This window comes from Sphingomonas sp. CFBP 13720, assembly GCF_014842075.1.
Taxonomy (GTDB): Bacteria; Pseudomonadota; Alphaproteobacteria; order Sphingomonadales; family Sphingomonadaceae; genus Sphingomonas.
Map to the genome: position 1 here is coordinate 139,791 of NZ_JACYVA010000005.1, position 25,924 is coordinate 165,714.

Below are 25,924 nucleotides of genomic sequence, written 5' to 3' on the forward strand. Positions count from 1 at the left end.
CCGCGCCGCCGGGCCCCTATATTGTGGCGATGACCGCAACCGATCCCCGCTCGTATCTCTACTCCGGCGACCTCGACCCGGCCGCCGCGCTCCGCGCCACGCAAGCCACGCTGGCGAATGCCGAGGACGGTGAACTCTACCTCCAATACCGCCGCTCCGAAGCGTTCGGTTTCGATGACGGACGTCTGAAGACCGCGTCGTACGACACGCATACCGGCTTCGGGCTGCGCGCGGTTTCGGGCGAGGCGACGGCCTTCGCGCATGCCAACGAACTGTCCGAAGCTGCGATCCTGCGCGCAGGGGCGACGATGGCGCTGATCGATCCGGCGAAGGGGACGAAGGCACCCCCGCCGCGCGGCAACAACCGGCACCTATACACCGCTGCCGACCCGTTGGACCTGATCCCGTTCGCGGAAAAGGTCGCGCTGTGCCAGTCGATCGACGCCGCCGCGCGCGCGCGCGATCCGCGCGTGGTGCAGGTGTCGGCCAGCCTGCTGGGTTCGTGGAGCGTGATCGAGATCGTCCGCCCCGACGGCTTCGTCGCGACCGACGTTCGCCCGCTGGTGCGACTGAACGTGTCGATCGTAGTCGAATCGAACGGTCGCCGCGAAACCGGCAGCTTCGGCATCGGCGGACGCTATCTGTACGATTCGCTGTTCGCGCCCGAAACGTGGAACCGCGCGATCGACGTCGCGCTGGGTCAGGCACTGGTCAATCTGGACGCGGTCGATGCGCCGGCGGGCGAGATGACGGTGCTGCTCGGCCCCGGCTGGCCGGGCGTGCTGTTGCACGAGGCGATCGGCCACGGGCTGGAAGGCGACTTCAACCGCAAGGGCACCAGCGCCTTTTCGGGGCGGATCGGTGAGCGGGTCGCTGCGCCCGGCGTCACGGTGGTCGACGACGGATCGATCGCCGACCGGCGCGGTTCGCTGTCGATCGACGACGAAGGCACGCCGACGCAGGAGAATATCCTGATCGAGGACGGCATCCTGAAAGGCTATATCCACGACCGGCTTAACGCGCGCCTGATGGGCGTCGCGCCGACCGGCAACGGCCGGCGACAGGATTTTTCGCACGCGCCGATGCCGCGCATGACCAACACCTTCATGCGCGGCGGCCGCGACGATCCGGCCGAACTGCTCAGCCGTGTGAAGAAGGGCATCTTCGCCAAATCCTTCGGCGGCGGACAGGTCGATATCGTGTCGGGCAAGTTCGTGTTTTCGTGCACCGAAGCCTATCGGATCGAGAACGGGCGGATCGGTGCGCCGATCAAGGGCGCGACGCTGATCGGCGACGGCCCCAGCGTGCTGACGAAGGTACGCGGCATCGGCGACGACTTCGCGCTGGATGAGGGCGTCGGCATGTGTGGCAAGGGCGGGCAATCGGTCCCTGCCGGAGTCGGACAACCTACACTGCTGGTCGACGGACTGACCGTCGGCGGCACCGCCGCGTGATGGCGCTGGCCGAACTGGGCCGCTTTCCTCGGGTAGAGGCGCAGATCATCGTCGGGCGGCTCGAAAGCGAAGGCATCCCGGCGATCGCCTTCGACAGTGAGACCAGCCTTGGCGAGGGCAGCTGGCTGCTGATCCCGGTGCGGGTGATGGTCGATCCCGACGATCTGTCCGATGCTCGCCGGATCATCACCGACCCTGCCTGAAAAGCGGGCAGTTTTCTTGCGTTGCACAAATTAACCGCTTGGTAACGCTTCCGTCATGAACGTTTCACGCCCCGACACACGCTTTTGCGGGGTTGGCACGCTCGTTGCTGGGTAACCCGTCAAGGGAAACAACCGACGAGGGGGCGACATGAAACTAGTCATCGCCATCATCAAGCCATTCAAGCTGGATGAGGTACGCGAAGCGCTGACCGAGATCGGGGTCGCCGGCATGACCGTGACCGAGGTCAAGGGGTTCGGCCGGCAGAAGGGCCAGACCGAAATCTATCGTGGTGCCGAATACAGCACCAACATGGTGCCGAAGATCAAGATCGAGGTCGTGTGCGACAGCGGCATCGCGCCGCGCGTGGTGGAGGCGGTGCAGGCCGCCGCGAACACCGGGGCGATCGGCGACGGCAAGATCTTCGTGCTCGACGTCGGACAGGCGGTGCGCATCCGCACCGGCGAAACCGACCTGACCGCGCTGTGATGATGGGGGACATCATGAAGACTCCGATGAAGATACTGGCCGGTGCCGGCCTCGGCCTGTTCGCGGCGATGCCCGCATGGGCGCAGGAAGCGGCCGCCGCCGCGCCGGTCGCGACGGTGGACAAGGGCGATACCGCGTGGATGATGACCTCGACGGTCCTCGTCCTGATGATGATCCTGCCCGGCCTCGCGCTGTTCTATGGCGGCCTGACCCGTACCAAGAACATGCTGTCGGTGATGACGCAGATCGGCGCGGTCGCCGCGCTCGCGATGCTGATCTGGGTGATGTACGGCTATTCGGTCGCCTTTGGCCCCGACGTCGCCAACGCCACCCTGTCCAATTTCGTGTCCGGCTTTGGCAAGGCGTTCCTTGCGGGCGTAACGCCGGCATCGCAGGCCGCGACCTTCACCGCCGGGGTCGAGATCCCGGAATATGTCTTCATCAGTTTCCAGATGACCTTCGCCGCGATCACCATCGCGCTGGTGCTGGGATCGGTCGTGGAGCGGATCAAGTTCGCCGCGGTGATGGTGTTTGCCATCGTCTGGCTGACCATCACCTACCTTCCGATCGCGCACATGGTGTGGGCGTCGAGCGGCTATTTCTTCAAGGCCGGCGCGCTCGACTTCGCGGGCGGCACCGTGGTGCACATCAATGCCGGCGTGTCGGCACTGGTGCTGGCGGTACTGCTGGGCAAGCGTCTGGGCTTTCCGACCGAGCGCATGGCGCCGCATTCAATGACGCTGACCATGGTCGGCACGGGTCTATTGTGGGTGGGCTGGTTCGGCTTCAACGCCGGTTCCGCGCTGGAAGCCAACGGGTCGGCCGCGCTGGCGATGATCAACACCTTCGTCGCCACGGCATCGGCGGGCCTGTTCTGGATGCTGGCCGAGAAGTTTTCGGGTCACAAGGGTTCGGCACTGGGCTTCTGTTCGGGCATCATCGCCGGGCTGGTCGCGGTAACTCCGGCGGCAGGCAATTCGGGTCCGTTCGGCGCGATCGTGCTGGGCGCGGTGGCGTCGGTCGTCTGCTTCTTCGCGGTGACGGTCATCAAGCCGAAGCTCGGCTACGACGACTCGCTCGACGCATTCGGCATCCACGGCATCGGCGGCATCATCGGCGCGATCGGGACGGCGATTGTCTATGCCCCGTCGCTCGGCGGGCCGGGTGCGGCGGACTATGAAATGGGTGCCAAGCTGGGCGTTCAGGTGTTCGCAGTGCTCGTCACCATCGTGTGGGCGTCGGTCGGCACCGCCATCGCGTTCTTCGTCGCCAAAGCCCTGACCGGTGGCCGGGTGTCGAAGGAAGTCGAGCTGGAAGGCCTCGACCTCGGCGAACATGGCGAACGCGCCTACAATTACTGATCCTTTTTCCGGCGGCGGGTTCGCCCCGCCGCCGACATTCCTTTCCTCCTGCGGAAAACCCCTGGGCCGGTGCGGTAACGCATCGGCCCTTTTTTCTGTACGTCGTCGGCAGGATCATTAGGACGCGGACGCAACCTCGTTCGTACCGGTAGGGACGGAGCGGAGCCGAAGCCCCGTATCGACATGGCGCGCCGGCGTCGGTCGATACGGCGTTTCGACGTCGCCCGATGGCTGTCCGGGACGAAGCGGTTCGTTGTTTTGCAAGGTGCCGGCCATGACCCCGTATCTCGACCTGATGCAGCGTGCGCTCGACCATGGCGTTCCGACCGACGACCGTACCGGCGTGGGAACGCGATCGGTGTTCGGGCACCAGATGCGGTTCGACCTGTCGGCGGGGTTTCCGGTGCTGACCACCAAGAAGCTGCACCTGCGATCGATCATCGTCGAGTTGTTGTGGTTCCTGCGCGGCGACACCAATGTCCGCTGGCTGCAGGAACAGCGCTGCACGATCTGGGACGAATGGGCCGATGCCAATGGCGATCTTGGACCAGTGTACGGAAAGCAGTGGCGCGATTGGGAAACGGCGGACGGCCGACATATCGACCAGATCGCCGGGCTGATCGACACGATCCGCACCAACCCCGCCTCGCGTCGCCAGATCGTCACCGCGTGGAATCCGGGCGAGTTGCACGCCATGGCGCTGTCGCCCTGCCACTGCCTGTTCCAGACGCACGTCGCGGGCGGGCGGCTGTCGTTGCAACTGTATCAGCGGTCGGCCGATATCTTTCTGGGCGTGCCGTTCAACATCGCCAGCTATGCGCTGCTGACGCACATGCTGGCACAGCAATGCGGGCTTGAGGTCGGCGAGTTCATCTGGACCGGCGGCGATTGCCACCTGTACGAAAACCATCTGCCGCAGGCGCGCGAGCAACTGGCACGGACGCCGGGGCCGTTGCCGCGACTCGAAATCACGCGCCGGCCCGACGCGATCGACGGCTATGCGTTGGAGGATTTCGTGCTGCACGATTATGTCGCGCAACCGCATATCAAGGCGGCGGTAGCGATATGATCGCGTTCGTGCTGGCCCGCGCGGACAATGGCGTGATCGGCAGCGACGGGCGGCTGCCATGGCATCTGCCCGCCGATCTCAAGCGGTTCAAGGCGCTGACCATGGGTCGTCCGATGGTGATGGGCCGCAAGACGTTCGAGAGTTTCCCCGCCCCCCTGCCCGGACGGCGGCACATCGTCCTGACCCGCGACCGGAACTGGCAGGCGACAGGGGCCGAGGTGGCGCACACGCCAGACGATGCGCTGACGCTGGCCGGCGACGACGTGGCGGTGATCGGCGGGGCGGAAATCTTTGCGCTGTTCCTCCCCCTCGCCGACCGGATCGACCTGACCGAAGTACATGCCATGCCGGACGGGGATGCGGTGGTGCCGGCGTTCGACGGCTGGGTCGAAACGTGGCGCGAGGAACATCCGGCAGACGGCGATCGGCCCGGCTATGCGTTCGCGACGCTGGAGCGGCCGACCGCCAGGTAAGGCCGCGTAGGGCGCGGTGCGGCCACCCACCGATGCGGCTTCGGACAGACGACGGGGCCGGTAAGCCACGTTTCGGACGGGCATTGCAATCGCGAGGGGACCCTGCCCCGGCGTGGCAGGCACTTGGCACGCCGCCGCCGGTCGATGGCGCGATGACCGGTCCCTTCCCCTCGCTCGAACGCCCTTCACCCATCCCCCTTTCGCGAAACGTGGACGGGCGCTAGGGGCGGTGCGCATGGAGCGGCTGGACGGAGGCGCGGCAGTCCCGGCGCGGTGGCGCGGCGGGATCGTCGCGCTCGGCAATTTCGATGGATATCATCTCGGGCATCAGGCGGTGGTCGGGCGCGCGGTGGCGCGTGCGCATGCCGCAGGGCGTCCGGCGATCGTCGCGACGTTCGACCCGCATCCCAAACGCTATTTCCGGCCCGACACGCCGCCGTTCCGGCTGACCACGCTGGACCAGCGCCAGCGGCTGTTCGCGGCGGCCGGCGCCGATGCGATGCTGGTGTTCGCGTTCGACGGTGCGCTGGCCGGCCTGTCGGCGGCGGCGTTCGCGCAGGAGCGGCTGGCCGACGCGATCGGCGCGGGCGGGGTGGTGACCGGCACCGACTTCACCTTCGGCCGGGGCCGCGACGGCGATGTCGCGGTGCTGGCGGCGCTGGGCGAACGGCTGGGCTTCGCGGCGGAGACGGTCGCACCCGTCACGCTGGACGGACAGGTCGTGTCGTCGTCGCGCATCCGCGACGCGTTGCAGGCGGGCGATCCGCGCACCGCCGCCGCCCTGCTGACGCGACCGTTCGCGGTGGAGGGCGTGGTGGAACCGGGCGCGCAACTGGGGCGGACGCTGGGCTATCCGACCGCCAACCTGACGATGGGCAAATATCTGCGCCCCGCCTACGGCATCTATGCGGTGCGCGGGCGGCTGGGCGACGGACGGGTGCTGGACGGTGCGGCCAATCTGGGCATCCGTCCGACGATCGCGGGCGAGCCGGTCGAATTGCTCGAACCCTATTTCTTCGATTTCGACGGCGACCTGTACGGCCAGACGATCGAGGTCGAGTTGATCGAGTTCCTGCGGCCCGAGGCGAAGTTCGATTCGCTCGACGCGCTGAAGATCCAAATGGCGCTGGATTGCGATCGGGCGCGGCGGTTGCTGGCGCGGTAAAGCGCCAAAGGTCACGAAAGTCACACTCGCCGCGATTTGTGACGGGGGCGTTCGCCACCGACGCGGGACGGCTCGTGCAGGGTGAGATCGGGTTGCCCGGTGCTGGGGGAACAGGTTTCGGCGTCCGTCTCATCGGCGTGATCGGGCCGACCGGATACGAGGTGCGGCATGGCCGTTGCAGCGGCAGTCCATAGCTTCTGCGTGCAGGCGGACGGGTGCCGACAGCGCGGCGAAATGCGTCAAAGGTCACGAAAGTCACACCCGCCGCGATTTGTGGCGGAGCGGTCGCCACCGGTGCGGGACGGTTCGTCCAGGGTGCGATCGGGATGCGCGAACGTGCATCGGCGTCCGTCGCATTGGCGCGATCGGGCCGATCGGCGCGAGGTGCGACATGGCCGTTGCACCGGTGTTCCATACGCGTTGCGTGCGGGCGGACAGATGCCGACAGCGCAGCGAAATGCGCCAAAGGTCACGAAAGTCACACTCGCGGACATCGGCATAGGCGACCGAAGCGTCCGTCCGCCGGGCATGCGCGAAGGATTGCGCGCTGCCGAGGAAGGCACCATCACGGGGCAGGGGTCTGAACGATCGAAAGAGCGCCCTCCCCCTGCCATCGCCGCGCCGTGTAGGAAAGCGTGAGGAGGCTATGCGCGGCATCGTGCATCGGCTAATCGCTTGGCCGCTCATGACCGATACGACCGAACCTGCCCGCGACTGGCGCGACACCGTCTTCCTGCCGAAGACCGATTTCCCGATGAAGGCCGGCCTTGCCGCCAAGGAACCGGCGATCCTCGACCGCTGGGCGCGGATCGGGCTGTACGACCGGCTGCGCGCCGAACGGGCGGGACGCGAACGCTTCCTGCTCCATGACGGCCCGCCCTATGCCAATGGCGACATCCATATGGGCCATGCGATGAACAAGGTGCTCAAGGACATCGTCGTCCGCACCCAGTCGCTGATGGGCAAGGACGCGCCGTACATCCCCGGATGGGATTGCCACGGCCTGCCGATCGAATGGAAGATCGAGGAAGCCTATCGCGCGAAGAAGCGGTCGAAGGACGAAGTGCCGGCGGCAGAATTCCGCGCCGAATGCCGCGCCTATGCCGCCAAATGGGTCGATGTGCAGAAGGGCCAGTTCCAGCGGCTGGGCATCATGGGCGACTGGGCCGATCCGTATCTGACGATGAAGTTCGACGCCGAGACGACGATCGCGGCGGAGTTGCTGAAGTTCGCCATGTCGGGCCAGCTGTATCGTGGGGCCAAGCCGGTGATGTGGTCGCCGGTCGAAAAGACCGCGCTGGCCGAGGCCGAGGTCGAATATGAGGACGTGGTTTCCACGCAGATCGACGTGGCGTTCCAGATTGATAGCGCGCCGAATGCTCCCGAGTTGGAGGGTGCGTATGCGGTGATCTGGACGACGACGCCGTGGACGATTCCGGTCAATCAGGCTTTGGCCTATGGGCCGGAGATTGATTACCATCATTTCAAGGCGAGCGATGGACGGCGTTACGTTGTCGCATTTGACCTTATCGATCGTTTTAAAGCGCGTACCGGAATCACTCTGGAGAAACTCGATAGCGAGCCTGATCGGCTGGACGAGAATAGCAACCTAGCCAATTTTGTATCGAACGGCTTTGCTGGAACGGCGCTCGCCGGCGCGACCGCGCGCCATCCGATGCACGCGCTCGGCGGGTTCTTCGCGAAGCCCCGCCCGTTCCTGCCGGGCGACTTCGTGACGACCGATGCCGGCACCGGCCTCGTCCATATGGCGCCCGATCATGGCGAGGACGATTTCGACCTGTGCAAGGCGAACGGGATCGAGCCGGTGTTCGCGGTGCAAGGGGATGGCAGCTACCGCGCCGACTGGCTGTGGCTGGGCGGTCAGGGGAGCGTCATCAACAAGAAGTTCGTGGCGTCCGACGGCCCGATCTGTTCGGACCTGCGCGACGCGGGCGCGTTGATCGCTGCGTCGGACGACTTTTCCCACAGCTATCCGCATAGCTGGCGGTCGAAGGCGAAGGTCATTTTCCGCGCGACCCCGCAATGGTTCATCCCGATGGACCGGAGCGCGGAGGTCGGCGCTCGAACCGCATCGTGGGGCGCGGGCGTCGCCCCAGCGCAGGCTGGGGCCGCTATCGGTGGGGCCGGCGATCCGCTGTTGGCGAGCGTAGGGCTGGAGCGGCTGGCGACCCCAGCTTTCGCTGGGGTGACGTCGGGGGCCGGGGTTACGTCCGGGGCTGGGATGTCGTCCGGGGCCGTGGTTACGTCGGGAGCCGGGGCTACGTCCGGGGCTGGGACGACGTTCGGGGCCGGGGCGACTTCCGGGGTCGGTGGAGCGGCCGCAGGCAACGGTGCTACCCTTCGCCAGATCGCGCTCGATGCGATCGAGCAGACGCGGTTCGTGCCCGACAAGGGGCGCAACCGGATCGGGGCGATGGTCGCGGGCCGGCCCGACTGGGTCATCAGCCGCCAGCGGGCGTGGGGCGTGCCGATCGCGCTGTATGTGCACCGGACGACCGGCGACTATCTGCGCGACGAAGGCGTCAACGCCCGCATTCTCGCCGCCTTCGCCGATGGCGGGGCCGATGCGTGGTTCGCGGCGGATCATCAGGCGCTGCTCGGCGACGGCTATGATCTGGCCGACTACGAGGTCGTGACCGACATTCTGGACGTATGGTTCGATTCGGGTTGCACCCACGTCTTCACGATCGAGAAGCGCTTCGGCGCGGGCACGCGCGCGAACCTGTATCTCGAAGGATCGGACCAGCATCGCGGGTGGTTCCAGTCGTCGCTGCTCGAAAGCTGCGGCACGCGCGGACGTTCGCCGTACGATACCGTGCTGACGCACGGCTTCGCGCTGGACGGCAATGGCCGCAAGATGTCCAAATCGCTGGGCAATGTCGTCGACCCGTTGAAGATCATCGGCGAATCGGGTGCGGACATCCTGCGCTTGTGGGTGGCGCAGACCGATTATTTCGAAGACGTGCGGATCGGCAAGGAAGTGCTGGCGGGCACCGGCGATGCGTATCGCAAGCTGCGCAATACCTTCCGCTATCTGCTAGGCGCGCTCGACGGGTTCGACGATCGCGAACGGGTCGCGGTCGCGGACATGCCGGGGCTGGAACGCCATGTCCTGCACCTGCTCGGCACGCTCGACACCGAATTGCGCAGCGCGGCGGAGGCGTTCGAATTCAACCGCTATGCCCGCGCGCTGCTCGACTTCGCGAACGAGGATCTGTCGGCGTTCTTCTTCGATATCCGCAAGGATTCGCTGTATTGCGACGCGGCGGACGATCCGAAGCGACGCGCGTATCGCACCGTGCTCGACACGCTGTTCCATGCATTGGTGCGCTATGCCGCCCCGATCCTTGCGTTCACCGCCGAGGAAGTGTGGCAGGCGCGCTTCCCCAGCGAGGACGGATCGGTCCATCTGCTCGAATGGCCGGAATTGCCCGCGCTGCCCGCCGACCGGCCGATGGGGACGGAATGGGCCGACCTGCGCACGCTGCGCCAACAGGTGACCGAGGCGATCGAGCCGCTGCGCCGCGCCAAGACGGTGCGGTCGAGCCTTGAGGCCGAAGTGACGGTGCCGGCGCTGCCGCTGGATGCCGACGAGCTGGCCGAGCTGTTCATCGTCGCGAAGGTCACGCCGGCAGAAGGCGAGGTCGCGGTGACGCGCACCGACTATGCGAAATGCGGACGGTGCTGGCGGCATCTGCCCGACGTCGAACAGGACGGTGCGCTGTGCGGCCGTTGCGCGACGGTGGTGGCGTGATGCGGAACCGGTCGATCGCGATCGTGCTGGCGGTGGTGGTGCTGGTGCTGGACCAGTTGGTCAAGCATGTCGTCACCGGGCCGATGGGCATCGATTATCCGGGTGCGGAGCGGGAATTGCTGCCGGTCTTCACCCTGCGCTTCGTCCAGAATTTCGGCGTGTCGCTGGGGCTGTTGCAGGCGGGCAGCGAAACCGCGCGCTGGGCGCTGGTGGCGCTGACGGCGGCGATCGCGACCGGGGTGGCGTTCTGGATCCGGCGCGAGACCGACCGGGTCGAGCTGGCCGGGCTGGGGCTGGTGCTGGGCGGCGCGATTGGCAATATCATCGACCGCGTGCGGTTGGGCTATGTCGTCGATTATGCCGACTTCCATATTTTCGGGTACAGCCCGTTTCTGGTATTCAACATCGCCGATGCGGCGATAACGATCGGCGTGCTGGTCCTGCTCGCACGGGCGCTGTTCGCCCGCGACAAGACCGACGTCCCTGTGGAGAAGGCCAATGCGTAAGTTCGTCGTCGTCAGCAGCCTCGGCCTGCTCCTTGCCGGGTGTCAGGGCAATGCGCTCAACCGCCAGCGCCCCGACGAGTTCGCGGTGGCGCGTCAGGCGCCGCTGGTGATCCCGCCCGATTTCTCGCTGGTCCCGCCGCAGCCGGGCGCCCCGCGTCCGCAGGATACCGCCGCGTCGACGCAGGCGATGCAGGCGCTGTTCGGCGGCCCCGCCGCGCGCAGCGCGACCGAACGGCTGACGCTGGAACAGGCGGGCAATGCGCAGGCCGATGCCGGCATCCGGTCGGGCGTGGCCGATCCGGCGACCAATGTGGTCGACAAGGGATCGACCACCCGCGACATCGTCGCAGCACCACAGGGCGACGGACAGAATGCGCGGACGACCACGCCGTAACGGCGCGGTTGGGCCGGGTTGCATAGCCCGTCCCCCGGCTTGGCGTAGCGAGGTATTGGCCGAGACTTCCCGGTTTGAGTGACGGTGGGCCGCATCGGACCTCGTCATAGTGCGGGACCGTCGCCCCGAAGGTGTTTAGGGGTTCGCCGTGTGGCGATGTCTGCCGACCGAGCGTCGTTCGGCATTGCTCTTGCTCGGACAGGCGCGGGAAATGTCCGGGATGATGACCGGGCCGCTGAATCCCGGCCGGACGTGGATCACGCCGTCCGGCCGAACCGATGCTCGACGGGGCGAAAAGGCGGTCTGGACCCGGATCATTCTCCAGCACCGTCCATCCTGAGTAGCCATTGAGCAAAGTCGAAATGGCGTATCGAAGGACGCCAGCCGGTACTTCGATACGGGTCTTCGACTTCGCTCAGCCCCTACTCAGCACGAACGGAGAAGGCGGGGTACATCCTACGCCAAAAGGTCCGTTCGCGCCGTACAGTCGCACCGCGTACCCGGAGCGCGGCGTCTGGGCCGCTGACGTCCCGGGCCAGATCCACATTCAGCGAAAACTGGCCTTCGTTCGTCACCCCGGACCCCTTCCAAGGTCCACCTGACCCCAACGACGCGGAGAACGGCTCGACCGCCAGCGATTACCGCACGGTAGACCGGGGAACATGTCCGGGGTGACGATCGTGCAGGCGGCAGGGGCCGCCATCGCACTGATCGTCGATCCGATCTAATCCCCGCCGCAGCCGCCATCGCTGCCGCAGTCACCTGAATCCGAACCGCCATCGGTTTCGATGCTGTCGAAGCCGCCACCGTTCGCACGGCGTTTGGGCCGCGACCGCGCGGCGGCGATCGCCACGACCAGCATGGCGCCGATCAGCGCCGCCACGATCACCCAGCCGATGGCGGTTGCTCCCATAGTTCGATCGCGTTGCCTTCAGGATCGTGGATGCGGGCGAAGCGGCCGGTTTCGAGGGAGTCCCATTCCTCGCGCGTTTCGATCGCGATCCCGGCGGCGTTCAGCTGTTCCAGCATGCCTTCCAGATCGTCGACGCGCAGGTTGAGCATGAACGCCTTGTCCGCCGCGAAATAATCGGTGTCGGCCTTGAACGGGGCGAAGACCACCGGACCGCCCAGCGTGCGCCACATCCACGGATCGGCCGGCCCTGCCCCCTCCACGACGCAACCCGCACCGATGCCCAGATAATCGCGATACCATTCGGTCAGCGCATCGGGATCGCGCGCCCGAAAGAATACGCCGCCCAGTCCGAGTACCGCCATGTGCTGCTCCTCCGCCGCGCACCGATGCTGCCATGGCGACGGTGGACAGGCAAGCGTCAGGCGAAAACGGCAAAATCCTTGCCTGCCGCCGCATCGAGCATGCGCCGTTCGAGCGATTTGAGCCGCAACTGGCCGGTGATGCGGTCGCCGGTCAGATCGGTGACGTAGAAGGTGTCGACCGCACGTTCGCCATAGGTCGCGACATGCGCCGAATGCAGCGTCACCTTCGACTGGAACAACGCCTGCGCCAGATGGTGGAGCAATGCCGGGCGGTCGCGGGCATTGACCTCGATCACCGTGAAACGGTTCGACGCGGCATTGTCGATCAGCACGTTGGGTTCGATCGGAAACGCGTCTGCACGCGGCCGCGACAGCGGCTTGGCCGCCAGCCGGTCGTTCAGCCGCAGGCGGTTGGCCAGCGCGTCGGCGATGGTCGTCTTCAGCCGTTCGAGCTGTCCGGCGTCGTCGAACGGCCCGCCCAACGGATTCTGAACGAGAAAATTGTCGAGCGCCATGCCGGTGCGCGTGGTGTGGATGCGTGCGTCGATAATGTTGCCGCCCGCCGCATGGATCGCGCCGGCGATGCGATAGAACAGGCCGGGATGGTCGGCGGCATGGACCGTGACCAGCGTCGCGCCGCGATCCTCGTCGACGCTGGTTTCGATCGACAGGCGAGTGTCGCCCGACTGGTCGACCAGTTGCGCATTGGCGGCGATGACGTCGTCCGGCTCCGCGATCCAATAGGCCGGCGGCAGGTGCCGGACATAGGCGGCCAGCGTTTCCTTGTCCCAGCCCAGCGTCCGACGCAGCGTTTCCTGCTTCTCCGCGATGCGTTCGTCGCGCCCGCGCTGCTTGTGGCCTAGCCGCAGCACTTCCTCGGCGGTTTCGAACAGCGTCGAGAGCAGCTGACGCTTCCACCCGTTCCACGTCCCCGGACCGACCGCGCGGATATCGACGATCGTCAGCACCAGCAGCATGCGCAACCGCTGCGGACTTTGCACCACGCCGGTGAAGTCGAGGATCGTCTTGAAATCCGACAGGTCGCGCTTGAACGCGGTGGCGGACATCAACAGGTGGTGCCGCACCAGCCACGCCACCGTCTCGGTTTCCGCCGGGGTCAGGCCGAGACGCGGGCACAGCCGTTCGGCAACCTCCGCGCCGAGGATCGAATGATCGCCGCCGCGCCCCTTGGCGATATCGTGGCACAGCACCGCGACATACAACGCACGTCGCTGGACGATGCCGTCGAACAGCGCGGTGGCGAGCGGATGATCGTCCTTGAGCAGCCCGCGTTCGACCTGTGACAACAGGCCGATCATGCGGATCGTGTGTTCGTCCACCGTATAATGGTGGTACATGTCGAACTGCATCTGGGCGACGATGCGGCCGAAATCGGGAATGAAACGGCCGAACACCCCCGCCTCGTTCATCCAGCGCAGCACCAACTCCGGGTCGCGCGGCGAGGTCAGCACGTCGAGGAACAGCGCGTTGGCGCGCGGGTGCGACCGGACATGCACCGCAAGGCGGGCATCGCGCGACGCGGCGCGCATCGCCAGCGGATGTATCTCCAGCGCGTGCAGATCGGCCAGCGCGAAGATTTCGATCAGCCGTACGGGGTCCTGCGCGAAGAAATCGTCCTTCGGCAACGCCAGCCGACCGCGATCGAGCACGAAGCCATGCAGCCGCCGGGGCCGCCGCCGCAGCCGGGGCAGGCCGAACCGGCCGCCGCGCGCGGCATAGGTTTCGTCGAGATGGCTGAGGAACATGCCGGTCAGGTCGCCGACGCGCTTCGCCTGCAGGAAATAGAACTGCATGAAGCGTTCGACGCGCGATTTGCCGAGCCGGTCGGAATAGCGCATCCGCGTCGCGATTTCGGTCTGTACGTCGAACGTCAGCCGTTCTTCCGCGCGCCCGGTAATGAGGTGCAGGTGGCACCGCACCGCCCACAGGAAATCCTCGGCACGATTGAACTTGCGAAATTCGGGACCGCTGAGCAGCCCGGCGCGCACCAGCTCGGCGGCGCGGTTCACGTTATAGGCGTATTTGCCGATCCAGAAGAGCGCGTGCAGATCGCGCAGCCCGCCCTTCCCTTCCTTCACATTGGGTTCGACCACATAGCGGGTGTCGCCCATCCGCTTGTGCCGGGCATCGCGTTCGGCCAGCTTGTCGGCGATGAACGCGCGGGCAGTGCCTTCCTGCACCTCGGTCTTGAAGCGCTGCGCCGCTTCGGCATAGACGCCGGTATCGCCCCAGACATAGCGTGCCTCGACCAATGCGGTGCGGATCGTGCCGTCGCCCTTGGCCTGTCGCACCATTTCGTCGAGCGAGCGCGACGAATGGCCGACCTTCAGCCCCAGATCCCACAGCGCGTACAGCAGCGATTCGATGACCTTTTCCGACCACGCGGTCTGCTTCCACGGGGTCAGCACGCCGATATCGACGTCGGAATAGGGTGCCATCTCGCCCCGGCCATAGCCGCCGACCGCGATGAGCGTCATGCGTTCGGCATTGGTCGGATTGGGGTTGGGATGGACCCGCCGCACGACCACGTCGGCCAGTGCGACGAGGATCGCATCGGTCAGATAGGCATAGGCCGCCGCCGTGCGCAGCCCCCGGCTGGGGTCTTCGCGAAAACGGCGCTCGATCTCGTTCCGGCCGCGCACCAGCGCCTCGCGCAGCACGACGGTCGCCGCGCGGCGCAATGCCGCGCGGTCGGGATCGTCAGGCAATGCCGCCAATGCCCCCGCCAGCCGCGCGGGATCGACGATCGCGGTCGGATCGACGATGCGTTCGAAACGCGGCGGGGTGGCGAGATCGGGTTGTGCGATCTCGTTCAGGCGTCACCTTCCTTGACCGGCGCCTTCGCGACGCCGACCAGCGCGGGGCGCAACAGCCGGTCGCGGATCATGTATCCGGTCTGGATTTCCTGAACCACGGTGCCGGGCGCGGCATCGTCCGACGGTACTTCGAACATCGCCTGATGCCGATTGGGGTCGAGCGTTTCGCCGACCGCGACGATCTTTGAAATGCCGTGCCGGGCGAACACGCTGTCGAGTTCGCGCCCGGTGGCTTCCAAGCCGACGATCAGCCCCTTCAACCGTTCGTCGCCGCGCAGGTCGTCGGGGATCACCGACAATGCGCGCGACAGGTTGTCGGCGACCGACAGGACGTCGCGCGAAAAGGCGGTGGCGGCATAGGCACGCGCGTCGGCCACTTCCTTTTCGGAACGGCGGCGCACGTTCTGAAGATCGGCGCGGGCATACAGCACCTCGGCCTGCGCGTCGGCCAGTTGCGCTTCCAGCGCGGCGGCGCGATCGGCCTCGGCGACTTCGGGTGCGGCCTCGGCGGTCGCGTCGCGCAGATCGGCGGTGTCGTCGTTGGCGGGGGTATCAGTCATTCCGGTCTCTTTTCGTCTTCAGCCAAGCAGGCGGGCCAGCGTCGCCGCGGTGAAATCCACCATGGGAACGACCCGTGCATAGTTCAACCGGACAGGCCCGATCACGCCGACCACGCCGACGACGCGCCCGTCCAGCGCGCGGACCGGCTTGGCAATGACGGACGATCCGGTCAACGCGAACAATGTGTTCTCCGACCCGATGAAGATCCGCGCGGCGTCGCCACCCTGTGCCGATTCGAGCAGACGGGCGATCTCTTCCTTGCCTTCGAGTTCGTCGAGCAATTGCCGGACGCGCTCCAGATCCCCCGACGCCGCTTCGTCGATCAGCCGCGCCTGTCCCCGCACGATCAGCACCGGACGATGGCCGCCATCTTCGCTCCACACCGCCAGCCCGCGTTCGACCAGCGTCCGCGCGGTCGCGTCCAGTTCGGCGCGTTCCTGTCCTATCTCGCGCAGGATACGCGCCCGCGCTTCCCCCAGCGTCAGCCCCGACAGGCGCGCGGTCAGGTAATTGCCCGCTTCGACCAGCGCGAGCGGGCTGGTGCCCGGCGCCAGTTCGACCACGCGGTTTTCGACCGATCCGTCGGCCCCGACCAGCACCGCCAGCGCGCGATCCGCCGACAGCGGCACGAACGACAATTGCCGAAGCACCGGTTCGTGCTTGGGAACCAGCACCAGCCCGGCACTGGCCGACAGCCCCGACAGCGCGGCGGCGGTGCCGGCCAGCGCTTCCTCGACCGGTCCCTGAAACCCGGCCTGTGCCTCGATCGCGGCACGTTCGTGCTGCGACGGCTCCATCGCATGCATCATGCCGTCGACGAACAGCCGAAGGCCCGAATCGGTCGGCATCCGCCCCGCGCTGACATGCGGAGCGGCGAGCAGCCCGGCTTCCTCCAGATCCTGCATCACGCCACGGATCGACGCGGGCGACAGGTTCAGTTCGCTGCGCTGCGCGATCGTCCGCGACCCGACCGGCGCGCCGGTGGCCAGATACGAATCGACCACGATGCGGAAAATCTCGCGCGCGCGGTCGGTCAGTTCATGGACGGGCGGGGTCATGGCAAAGGATGTAGGGGGGATGGGTTAAAGAAGAAAGTTCCTGCCCGTGTCTGTCTCCGGCCGGGGCCAGAGGGCCGAGGGCTTCATGAAACTGTTACCGTTCCATCCTGAGTAGCCATTGAGCGAAGCCGAAATGGCGTATCGAAGGACTGCCACCCGTGCTTCGATACGAGTCTTCGGCAAGCTCAGTCCCTACTCAGCATGGACGGATACTGCTTCTTTCATCAGACACTGGCTCAGCGCTTGCCGATGAACGCGGCGATCGGCAGGTCGGTGGGGGCGGCGCGCAGCGTGTCCGCCATCGCACCGTCGGCGCCACGGCATCCGTAATAATAGGACAGGCGCTGCGATCCGCCGCTGTTCTCGGTCCAGCGGATATCGACCGATGGCATGTCGGTCGGCGCGTTGCCGCAGTCGGGCGATCCGGGCTGAACAATCTTCTCACCCTGTTCCGGGCGATAGGGCTGCAGTTTCGCAGCGAAGGCGCGGTATTGCGCTGGGGTCGCCCGAAACGTGCGTGTGCCGGTGACGGCGGTGAAGCGCTTTCCGTCGAACACGCCCGAACCATCGGGCTGGATCGTCACGCTGTACACCGGACAGGTGCCGAAACAGGGCGTGGTTTCGTAGGTGATCGTCTCACGTTCGATCGCGACCGGCGGCGCGTTGGTCGTGGTGTTGCCCACCGCCATCACGCACCCGCCAAGCATCGTCAGCATTCCCAAGGCGATGATCTTCATGGTGCCCCTCCCTTTTTCTGTGTCGCTTCTACCGTGCGGCGACTGGCGCATGGATGAACGGATCGCTAGGGCAAGGCCGATTTCAGGAGAGATTCCCATGCGCCCATCCGGCCGCACCCCCGACGAAATGCGCACGATCACGATCGAAACCGGCTATACCCGCCATGCCGAGGGGTCGTGCCTGATCGGCTTCGGCGACACGCGCGTGCTGGTGACCGCGTCGATCGAAGAGCGACTGCCGCCATGGCTGCGCGGCAAGGGCGAAGGCTGGATCACCGCCGAATACGGCATGCTGCCGCGTGCCACCCACACGCGCGGCAACCGCGAGGCGGCCAAGGGCAAGCAGTCGGGCCGGACGCAGGAGATCCAGCGGCTGATCGGGCGATCGCTGCGCGCGGTGGTCGACCTGAAGGCACTGGGCGAGCGCCAGATCACGCTCGATTGTGACGTGCTTCAGGCCGATGGCGGCACGCGCACCGCGTCGATTTCCGGCGCATGGGTCGCGCTGCGTCTCGCGGTCGACGGCCTGATGCGCGAGGGCAAGCTGACCGTCGACCCGATCAGCCGTCAGGTCGCGGCGATCAGTTGCGGCATCCATCAGGGCACGCCGGTGCTCGACCTCGACTATATCGAGGATTCGGGTGCCGATGCCGACGCGAATTTCGTGCTGACCAGCGACGGCAACATCGCCGAGGTGCAGGCGACCGCCGAGGGCGCATGCTATGACGAGGAAGCGTTGCTGCGGCTGTTGCGGCTGGCGCGCATCGGCTGCGGCCGGATCTTCGCCGAACAGTTGCGGGCGACCGGTCGATGAGCGGCGAGGGCAAGGAGCCGCAGGCGATCCGCAAGCTGACGCCCGGCCGACTGGTCATCGCCAGCCACAATCCCGGCAAGATCCGGGAGATAGCGGCGCTGCTGGGTCCCTATGGCGTGACACCGATCTCGGCGGGCGAGCTGGACCTGCCCGAGCCGGAGGAAACCGGCACAACCTTCGTCGCCAATGCCGAGCTGAAGGCGTTGCAGGCGGCCGACCTGTCGGGCCTGCCCGCGCTGGCGGACGACAGCGGACTGTGCGTCGAAGCGCTGAACGGCGATCCGGGGATCTTTTCCGCACGCTGGGCGGGTGAATCGAAGGATTTCGGCGCGGCGATGCGGCTGGTCGAGGACCGGATGCAGGCGAGCGGCCCCGATCACAGCCGCGCGGCGCATTTCGTCTGCGCGCTGGCGCTGGCGTGGCCCGATGGTCATGTCGAATGGTTCGAGGGGCGGGTCGACGGCACGCTGGTCTGGCCACCGCGCGGCGACAACGGCTTCGGCTATGACGCGATGTTCGTCCAGCAGGGGATGGACCGCAGCTATGGCGAGATCGACCCGGACGAAAAGCACGCGATCAGCCACCGGGCGGATGCCTTTGCGCAACTGGTCGCGGCGGTGTTCTGATACGGAACGCGGGGGTGCGTCCGGGCATTGGGGGGCTTCGAATATGAGGAGCACGCAATGCCCGACGCGATTACCGAAACCCGCCACCGCGAGATCGCGGTCGAACATCTGCTGTTCTGGACGATGCGCTACGTCGAGGAACGCCATCCCGGCCTGCTCGATTCGCTAGATGCCAGCCTCGACAAGCTGGGCGATCCGGTGTCGGGCGCGGACAGGGACGACGGCGCGGTGCGATCGATCGCCGCCAAGATGATCGCTGGCGCGCGGGGCTAGGTCCTTTCGGGGCGGGTGATCGACGGCGCGCGTTGCGCCGCCACGGCATCAATATGCGACCCGCCCCGCGACGTTTCCGGCCGGGACATAGCGGCACACGATGAAATCATCGGTCGCATTGCTTGCCTCGGCACAGCCGAAGCGTTGCGTGTCGCGCCACACGATCTGGCTATAGTGGCCGACATCACCGAATTTGCCCGTCCGCGACGACGCGGGCACCGCGACATGGACATAGTCGCGCCGCTCCGCGACCCAATGGCCGACCATCTCTCCATAGCGATAGGCATTACGCGTACCGGTCCACAGATTTTCGCCCTGCTCAGGCACGCCGCGCGGCTGTGGCGAATGTTCGAAGCGGCCGGTGCGTGCCAGCGTATCGGCATACCGCTTCGCGTCCGCCGCCAGCGTGGCGTCCCATGTCAGCGACGGCGCGCCGACCGCGATCCGCGCGGCACGGTGCCCCGCCTCCATTGCCTCGCGCAACCGCGCCGGTCCACGCGGGGCGTCGCCGGCGAAGCTGCGCGGTTCGACGACGCGCTCGGGCGGAGCGACCGGGGCCACCGTGCAACCGGCCAGCAACAGCGCCGCTATTTGTATCCACCGCATGACGCCCATATGGGTCGGCAATGTCCGGCCACCAACCTCCGCTCGCGCTCTATGTCCACTGGCCGTTCTGCGTGTCGAAATGTCCCTATTGCGACTTCAACAGCCATGTCCGCGAACAGGTGGATCAGGCCGCATGGGCGCACGCCCTGCTCACCGATCTGGCGCACGAGGCGGCGTTGTTGCCCGGACGGCGGCTGGCGTCGATCTTTTTCGGGGGTGGCACACCGTCGCTGATGCCGCCCGCGACCGTCGCGGCGATCATCGACGCCGCCTGCCGTTACTGGCCGCCGACCGACGATATCGAGATCACGCTGGAGGCCAATCCGTCGTCGGTCGAGGCCGCGCGCTTCGCCGATATCGCCGCCGCCGGGGTCAATCGCGTGTCGTTGGGAATCCAGGCGCTGCACGACGATGCGCTGGCGTTTCTGGGCCGGGCGCACGGCGTGGACGAGGCGCTGGCGGCGCTGGACGTCGCACAGCGCCATTTCGCGCGCGCCAGTTTCGACCTGATCTATGCGCGGCCGGGCCAGTCGCTGGCGGCATGGGAATCCGAACTGGCGCGCGCGCTGGCGTTCGGGACCGAGCATCTGTCGCTGTATCAGTTGACGATCGAACCGGGCACGCGCTTCGCCACGCTCGCGGCGAAGGGCGCGTTGACGCTGCCCGATACCGATCTGGCTGCCGACCTGTTCGAAACGACGCAGGCGATGACCGCCACCGCCGGACTGCCGCTGTACGAAGTGTCGAACCATGCGCGGCCGGGAGCGGAGAGCCGCCACAACCTGACCTATTGGCGGTATCGCGACTATGCGGGGATCGGGCCGGGCGCGCATGGCCGACGTGGCGGACATGCGACGGCGCGACGCAAGAAGCCCGAAAACTGGATCGCGGCGGTGGCGCGCAACGGTCACGGCATCGAACGCGAGAATGCGCTGACCCCGCAGGAACGCGTGACCGAGGCGCTGGTGATGGGGCTGCGCATGGCGGAGGGTATCGACCTTGCCCGCATCGCCCGGCTGGGCGAGCGGACGATCGGCGAGGTGGTGCGGACCGACCGGGTGGCGGCGCTGGCGGCGGCGGGGCTGGTGCGACACGACGGCGACCGGCTGGCGCTGACGGCGGCGGGCATGCCGGTGCTCGACGCGGTGTTGCGCGAAGTGGCGGTGTAGAGTCGGACGCCTGCCGGCCGCCCCGCCCGGCGCCCGGCATCCGGCTTTCTCGTCCGTCACCCGAGCCCCCTTCCCCCCTTTCGTCACCCCAGCGCAGGCTGGGGTCTGCCCCGGGGGCCGGGGGGGACTTCACCTCGAGAGACCCCAGCCTGCGCTGGGGTGACGTAGGATGGTCCGTGCCGACCGTTTTGCTTGCCCGCCCCTGCCCGACCCGTGTGTGGGACGACGGCGACCAGCGCTGACGGGGATGCCGACCTCGACGCAGTGTTGCGCGAAGTGGCGGTGTAGCGGTCGTACACGCCGGCTCGCGATCTGCCCTCCCCCTCCCGTCACCCCAGCGCAGGCTGGGGCCTCCCGGGGGCCGGGCGGGGCTTCACCTCGGGAGACCCCAGCTTTCGCTGGGGTGACGTAAGTGGGAGGCGGGTGACGCCAATGTTGCCGGGCGGGCGCGAAATTGCCGGGTGACGCCAAAATCGACGTCGCTGGCGCGTCCGATATGTTTTCGGCACTTCGTCCCGTACCGCACTTGCCCACCCAATCCCGACCCCGCACAACGATGTTTCATCAGCGAAAAAGGTCGTCCATGTCGAACATCACCCGCCGTGCCGCTCTGGTCGGTATCGCCGCCGCCAGCGGGACCGCAGCACTGCCCGCTCAGCCCGCCCGGCCCCGCCGGTTGCAGATCGCATCGACATGGGACTTCGGCGTGCCCGCCAACGATGCGGCGGTGGCGCGCTTTGCCGCCGGTGGCAGTTTGATCGACGCGCTGGAGGCCGGGGCGAAGATTCCCGAAGCGGACCTGAGCAACCATTCGGTCGGCAAGGGCGGCTATCCCGACCGCGACGGACGGGTGACGCTGGACGCGGTGCTGATGGACGATCGCGGCGGCGTGGGCGCGGTCGCGGCGCTGGAGGATATCGCACACCCGATCTCGGTCGCGCGCGCGGTGATGGAGCGCACGCCGCATACGTTTCTGGTCGGCGAAGGCGCGCGGCAGTTCGCGCTGGCATCGGGGTTCACCGCCGAAAAACTGCTGACGCCCGAAGCGGAGGCCGAATGGCGCACATGGCTGAAAACGTCGAAATATGCGCCGGTCGCCAATAGCGAGAACCGGCGCACGCCGCTGGGCGGGCCGCTGGACCACGACACGATCGGCATGATCGCGCGCGCGCCCGACGGGTCGCTGGCCGGGGCGTGCACGACATCGGGCATGGCGTTCAAGCTACATGGTCGCGTGGGCGATTCGCCGCAGGTCGGCAGCGGATTGTTCGTCGAGGCCGGGGTGGGTGCCGCGACCGCCACCGGGCTTGGCGAAGAAGTGACGCGCATCGCCGGAGCCGCGCGGGTCGTGTCGTCGCTGCGCGCGGGGATGACGCCGGGCAATGCCTGCCGCGAGGCGGTGGAGCATATCGCTAAGCTGCGCGGCAAGGCGCTGGACGGGGTGCAGGTCGGCTTTCTGGCGATGGACCGGCACGGACAGGTCGGTGCCTTCGCGATCCTGCCGGGCTTCACCTATTCGGTGGCGGGCGACGACGGGCGCAGCAATGTGGTGAAGTCGGCCAGCCTGCGGCGCTAGAGCGGATCAGCGTCCCGCGCGATGTCGCCGCTGCCGCATGCATGACCGTGACCCCGGAACACGCCGGGGTGACGAACGATGGCCAATGTTCGCTGAATGCCGATCCGCCGTGGAAACGGGCATGCCACCTTCCTTCCTGTCCGTTCAGACCGGATAGGCACCGGACGAAGCCGGGCGGCGATATCGAAGCACCGGCAACAGTCCTTCGATATCGCCATTTCGACAGGCTTCATGGCACTCAGGATGAGCGGGGAGCCGGTTGCGGGTGCGACTGTCCCGCCGGCCTCATTCGGGACGAACGGGGCGTTCCCATATCCGGAACGCGGAACGGCCCGCCTCCCAGTGGGGGAAGCGGGCCGCCCGTAACGCCGTTGCGGTCGATCAGAAGTTGACCGTCGCCCCGATCGCCAGCTGCCGTCCCAGCGAGTCGTAGCGCGCCGGAATGGTGTTGTTGTAGGTCAGCGAGATGTCGCGCGAGCCCGGCAGGATCGGCGGCACCTTGTCGAGCAGGTTGTTCGCGGCGAAGCGCAGCGAGAAGTTGCGGCCGACCGCGAACGATGCCGCCAGATCGAAATAGCTGATCGGATCGATGCGATAGAAGGTCCGCCGTGCGTCCGCCGGGGTGCCGCCGACCGCCGGATCGCCCGAATTCTTGGCGTTGGTCAGCGAACCGACATAGCGCCAGTTGAGCGATAGCGACGCGACCTTGTCCGGCGTGGTGTAGGTCGTGCGCAGCCCGTGGGTCCACTTCGGGATCAGCTGGCCGCAACCATTGGCATACAGGCCGGTGCAGTCGCGTTCGTCGCGGATCGGCGATTCCTGATTGCCCGACAGCGTCGTCAGCGTCGCGGCGAAGATCCAGTCGAACGTACCGATCCGGTCGATCGGCAGCGCGTACTGCCCCTGGAAGTCCCAGCCATGCGCCTTCGTCTTATAGGTGTTGGTCGTACCCTGCTGGATATAGCCCGAAGTCGGGTTGGTCGCCGGCGCGCTGAACAGGATGCCGGTGGTCGGCGCGCGGACGATCTTGTCGCAGAAATACGCATCGCCGCCCGACGTCAGACAGCCTTCCTGCCAATAGTCATAGGGCTGGTAGCCGATCGAATCGTCGATATCGATCAGGAAGCGATCGACCGAAAAGACGAGCCGGGGCACGAAGCGCGGCTTGAAGACGATGCCGAACGTCTTGGTGTACGCGGTTTCCGGATCGACGGTGAAGCCGCCGGTGAACACCGTACACTGGTCGTTCGGGCAGTTGAGCGTCGGGCTGCCGTACAGCGAATCCGCAAGGCCGGTGGCACGGCACACCTCGATCGGCGCGCGCGGCGCGACATTCTGGGTGATCGTCCGGGTCGGATCGGCGGGATCGGGCACCTGCACCGTCGTGGTGGCGCAGAAGTCCTGCGACTGCGTCGCCTGATTATACTGACGCTGCGTCGCCTGACGGATTTCGATCACGGTCGGCGCGCGCTGCGCCTTGTTGATCGCGCCGCGGAAGGTGATGTCCTCGACCGGTGCCCACAGCCCTTCGACCTTCCACGTGCTGAACGTGTCGGGGTTGGTGTCGTACTTCGACACGCGATAGCCGCCATTGACCTGCAACAGGTGGGTCCAGCGCTGCTTTTCGACCAGCGGCACCTGAACCTCGACGTTCGCTTCCTTTACGCTCTGGCGCAGCTGGAAGTTTTCGCCGCCATTCTGTTCGCGGAAGATCGAATCGGCGGTGCCGAGGAACCGGTCCTTGCGATATTCGGCACCGACCGCGAAGGCGATGCCCTGTTCGGCCAGCGGCGACTGGATGCCGTAGGTGCTCAGATCGCCCGACAGGTTGGCGACGACGTCGAACAACTGGGTGATGTTGCCCTGCGTACCGTCGCGGCCGCTGAACAGGTAGTTGTACAGCGCGGTGCTGTTGTTGTTGGCGGTGAACGCGTCGAACGGAACGCAGCCTGCGTCGGTGCCGTCGACGACCGACTGACAGGTCGGCACGCCGCCGACGTTGACGACGTTCAGCGACCGGTTGATCTTCGCGAATTCGGGGAACGGACCATAGGTCACGTCCTGCTGGCTGCGCGAATAGACGCCGGCGACGTCATAGCTCCATGCTTCGGACAGCTGGCCGCGCACGCCCGCGACGCCACGGAAGCCGGTATTCTCGTACTTGTCGGGCGAATAGGGCAGCGCGTTGAAACGATAGCGCACATCCAGCGGGATCGACGCCGACGTACCCGCTGCGGTGCCGCAGATCGCCGACTGCTGACCCGCCGACATCAGCGGGTTGTTGCAGTTCACGCTGAACGGCGTCGAGCCATAGGCGGTGAAGCTGAGCGCGCGCGACGGATAGCGGTTGTAGCTGTTGTCCTTGAACCACAGGCCGTTGCCGTAGATTTCGACCGCGTCGGACAGCTTGAGCGTGACGAAGCCGCCCGCGTTGATCCGGTCGCTTTCGCGCTGGTACGAATAGCCGTCATACGGATTCGCCTGAATCCCGACGCCGAACGGCACGAAGCTGCGCGTGCCATCGGGGTTGTTGGCATAGACGTTGCCGTTGTTGCTGCCGCCACGCGGGCTGAGATAGCCATATTGCGTGTAGGTCGACGTGGCGCAGCTGAGCGGACCGTCCTGCCCTGCTTCCTGAAGATAGCAGGCCGAGGTCGAGCGCGAGTCATACGGGACGAGGTCGGCCTTGCGATAGTTGACGAAGCCCGACACGTTCAGGCGGTCGTCGAACAGCGACTTGCCCGCCGTCAGCGTCACGTCGACGCGACCGCCGTCGTTGGTCAGCCCGCGCGGCGACTGGAACCCGGCGCGCGTCGCGATCGGGGTCAGCAGGTTGTCTTTGTTCTGGTGGTTGTAGAAATTGTAGTTGGCGTTGAGGTTGATGCCGTTCAGGTTCTTCTTGAGGATGAAGTTGACCACGCCCGCAACCGCATCCGATCCATAGACCGACGACGCGCCGCCCGACAGCACGTCGATCCGGTCGAGCATCGCCACCGGGATCATGCCGGCATCCACGCCGTTCTGCGTGCCCAGCCGCAGCCCGTCGACCAGCGTCAGCGTGCGTTCGAAACCGAGGCTGCGCAGCTTGATCCGCTGGCGACCGTCCGAATCCTGATAATTCTGCTGCGCATCGGGGGCGATCTGCGGCAGGCGGTTCAGCACGTCCTCGATATTGACGGCGGCCTGGAGACGGATTTCCTCCGACGTCACCGACTGGATCGGCGCGGCCGACGTGACGTTGGGACGGCGGATGCGCGTGCCGGTGACGACGACGGCTTCGGGATCTTCGCTGGCAGCGATCGTCGGGTCGACGCCGCCGGGCACCGGTGCGTCGGCGGGAACGCCGGTCTGTGCATGGGCGGCGCCTGCCAGCATGGTCGCCAGACAGGATGTGGTCAGCAGCATGGTGATCGGTTTCATGAATCCCCCTTCGTCCGTGGATTGACGCGGTCCGAGCGAGGGCGAGCGGCTACGCCCACAGAAACGACGTTCCGAAAGCGACCTT

The 25,924-nt window shown here is 66.7% G+C and carries 23 protein-coding genes; 15 read left to right on the forward strand and 8 right to left on the reverse strand.

The annotated features are described in order from the left end of the window. Positions 1 to 29 precede the first annotated feature (29 nt). From tldD to IFT55_RS12080, 10 genes are all read left to right on the forward strand, one after another. Positions 30 to 1,454, forward strand: a complete 1,425-nt coding sequence (gene tldD, locus IFT55_RS12035; protein ID WP_192092338.1) for a metalloprotease TldD — start codon at positions 30 to 32, stop codon at positions 1,452 to 1,454. After that, positions 1,454 to 1,657 (forward strand): putative signal transducing protein, encoded by a 204-nt coding sequence (locus tag IFT55_RS12040; RefSeq protein ID WP_192092540.1) that lies wholly within the window; start codon positions 1,454 to 1,456, stop codon positions 1,655 to 1,657. Before tldD ends, IFT55_RS12040 begins: the two co-directional genes overlap by 1 nt. 148 nt (positions 1,658 to 1,805) lie before the next feature. Then, positions 1,806 to 2,144 carry a P-II family nitrogen regulator gene (locus tag IFT55_RS12045; protein WP_192092340.1) on the forward strand — a complete coding sequence of 113 codons (339 nt, stop codon included), beginning with the start codon at positions 1,806 to 1,808 and terminating at the stop codon, positions 2,142 to 2,144. A 14-nt stretch (positions 2,145 to 2,158) separates the two neighbouring features. Further along, positions 2,159 to 3,505 carry an ammonium transporter gene (locus tag IFT55_RS12050; protein WP_192092342.1) on the forward strand — a complete coding sequence of 449 codons (1,347 nt, stop codon included), beginning with the start codon at positions 2,159 to 2,161 and terminating at the stop codon, positions 3,503 to 3,505. A 274-nt stretch (positions 3,506 to 3,779) separates the two neighbouring features. Then, entirely contained in the window at positions 3,780 to 4,574 is a 795-nt protein-coding gene (locus IFT55_RS12055; RefSeq protein WP_192092344.1) for a thymidylate synthase, read from the forward strand. Continuing rightward, positions 4,571 to 5,047 carry a dihydrofolate reductase gene (locus tag IFT55_RS12060; RefSeq protein WP_192092346.1) on the forward strand — a complete coding sequence of 159 codons (477 nt, stop codon included), beginning with the start codon at positions 4,571 to 4,573 and terminating at the stop codon, positions 5,045 to 5,047. Before IFT55_RS12055 ends, IFT55_RS12060 begins: the two co-directional genes overlap by 4 nt. Before the next feature lie 235 nt (positions 5,048 to 5,282). Beyond that, positions 5,283 to 6,212: a bifunctional riboflavin kinase/FAD synthetase gene (locus IFT55_RS12065; RefSeq protein ID WP_192092348.1), complete on the forward strand. Its 930-nt coding sequence runs from the start codon at positions 5,283 to 5,285 to the stop codon at positions 6,210 to 6,212. Between the two features lie 685 nt (positions 6,213 to 6,897). Continuing rightward, positions 6,898 to 9,987 (forward strand): isoleucine--tRNA ligase, encoded by a 3,090-nt coding sequence (locus IFT55_RS17445; RefSeq protein ID WP_192092350.1) that lies wholly within the window; start codon positions 6,898 to 6,900, stop codon positions 9,985 to 9,987. Then, a complete protein-coding gene (lspA, locus tag IFT55_RS12075; RefSeq protein ID WP_192092352.1) occupies positions 9,987 to 10,493 on the forward strand; it encodes a signal peptidase II in 507 nt (168 codons plus the stop codon). Before IFT55_RS17445 ends, lspA begins: the two co-directional genes overlap by 1 nt. Beyond that, the gene (locus tag IFT55_RS12080) at positions 10,486 to 10,887 is read left to right on the forward strand and encodes a DUF3035 domain-containing protein (RefSeq protein ID WP_192092354.1); all 402 of its coding nucleotides are present in this window, start codon (positions 10,486 to 10,488) and stop codon (positions 10,885 to 10,887) included. Before lspA ends, IFT55_RS12080 begins: the two co-directional genes overlap by 8 nt. Before the next feature lie 724 nt (positions 10,888 to 11,611). Here IFT55_RS12080 and IFT55_RS12085 read toward each other — a convergent pair. The 6 genes from IFT55_RS12085 to IFT55_RS12110 all read right to left on the reverse strand — a co-directional run bounded on the left by IFT55_RS12085 (position 11,612) and on the right by IFT55_RS12110 (position 17,355). Next, positions 11,612 to 11,800, reverse strand: a complete 189-nt coding sequence (locus IFT55_RS12085) for a hypothetical protein (protein ID WP_192092356.1) — start codon at positions 11,798 to 11,800, stop codon at positions 11,612 to 11,614. Then, on the reverse strand, positions 11,773 to 12,162 hold the full coding sequence (locus IFT55_RS12090) for a VOC family protein (RefSeq protein WP_192092358.1): 390 nt from the start codon (positions 12,160 to 12,162) through the stop codon (positions 11,773 to 11,775). The genes IFT55_RS12085 and IFT55_RS12090 overlap by 28 nt, the downstream gene beginning before the upstream one ends. Before the next feature lie 56 nt (positions 12,163 to 12,218). After that, positions 12,219 to 14,948 (reverse strand): [protein-PII] uridylyltransferase, encoded by a 2,730-nt coding sequence (locus IFT55_RS12095; RefSeq protein WP_446740727.1) that lies wholly within the window; start codon positions 14,946 to 14,948, stop codon positions 12,219 to 12,221. A gap of 47 nt (positions 14,949 to 14,995) precedes the next feature. Beyond that, positions 14,996 to 15,559 (reverse strand): nucleotide exchange factor GrpE, encoded by a 564-nt coding sequence (locus IFT55_RS12100; protein WP_192092360.1) that lies wholly within the window; start codon positions 15,557 to 15,559, stop codon positions 14,996 to 14,998. A gap of 18 nt (positions 15,560 to 15,577) precedes the next feature. Beyond that, entirely contained in the window at positions 15,578 to 16,618 is a 1,041-nt protein-coding gene (gene hrcA, locus IFT55_RS12105) for a heat-inducible transcriptional repressor HrcA (protein ID WP_192092362.1), read from the reverse strand. A 236-nt stretch (positions 16,619 to 16,854) separates the two neighbouring features. Next, complete coding sequence (locus IFT55_RS12110) at positions 16,855 to 17,355, reverse strand: DUF6438 domain-containing protein (RefSeq protein WP_192092364.1); 501 nt, start codon at positions 17,353 to 17,355, stop codon at positions 16,855 to 16,857. Between the two features lie 97 nt (positions 17,356 to 17,452). Between IFT55_RS12110 and rph the strand changes: the two genes are divergently transcribed. The 3 genes from rph to IFT55_RS12125 are packed head-to-tail and all read left to right on the forward strand — an operon-like array spanning position 17,453 to position 19,068. Then, on the forward strand, positions 17,453 to 18,169 hold the full coding sequence (rph, locus tag IFT55_RS12115) for a ribonuclease PH (RefSeq protein ID WP_192092366.1): 717 nt from the start codon (positions 17,453 to 17,455) through the stop codon (positions 18,167 to 18,169). Next, positions 18,166 to 18,795 (forward strand): RdgB/HAM1 family non-canonical purine NTP pyrophosphatase, encoded by a 630-nt coding sequence (rdgB, locus tag IFT55_RS12120; RefSeq protein ID WP_192092368.1) that lies wholly within the window; start codon positions 18,166 to 18,168, stop codon positions 18,793 to 18,795. The genes rph and rdgB overlap by 4 nt, the downstream gene beginning before the upstream one ends. 57 nt (positions 18,796 to 18,852) lie before the next feature. Further along, positions 18,853 to 19,068 carry a hypothetical protein gene (locus IFT55_RS12125; protein WP_192092370.1) on the forward strand — a complete coding sequence of 72 codons (216 nt, stop codon included), beginning with the start codon at positions 18,853 to 18,855 and terminating at the stop codon, positions 19,066 to 19,068. Between the two features lie 48 nt (positions 19,069 to 19,116). Here the strand turns inward: IFT55_RS12125 and IFT55_RS12130 are convergent, their stop codons facing one another. Continuing rightward, complete coding sequence (locus IFT55_RS12130) at positions 19,117 to 19,674, reverse strand: CAP domain-containing protein (protein WP_249403791.1); 558 nt, start codon at positions 19,672 to 19,674, stop codon at positions 19,117 to 19,119. Between the two features lie 20 nt (positions 19,675 to 19,694). Between IFT55_RS12130 and hemW the strand changes: the two genes are divergently transcribed. Both hemW and IFT55_RS12140 read left to right on the forward strand, forming a co-directional pair. After that, the gene (gene hemW / locus IFT55_RS12135; RefSeq protein WP_192092373.1) at positions 19,695 to 20,843 is read left to right on the forward strand and encodes a radical SAM family heme chaperone HemW; all 1,149 of its coding nucleotides are present in this window, start codon (positions 19,695 to 19,697) and stop codon (positions 20,841 to 20,843) included. Between the two features lie 583 nt (positions 20,844 to 21,426). Continuing rightward, positions 21,427 to 22,419, forward strand: a complete 993-nt coding sequence (locus IFT55_RS12140; RefSeq protein WP_192092374.1) for a N(4)-(beta-N-acetylglucosaminyl)-L-asparaginase — start codon at positions 21,427 to 21,429, stop codon at positions 22,417 to 22,419. Between the two features lie 381 nt (positions 22,420 to 22,800). Here the strand turns inward: IFT55_RS12140 and IFT55_RS12145 are convergent, their stop codons facing one another. Beyond that, positions 22,801 to 25,839: a TonB-dependent receptor domain-containing protein gene (locus IFT55_RS12145; protein WP_249403792.1), complete on the reverse strand. Its 3,039-nt coding sequence runs from the start codon at positions 25,837 to 25,839 to the stop codon at positions 22,801 to 22,803. Between the last annotated feature and the right edge of the window lie 85 nt (positions 25,840 to 25,924).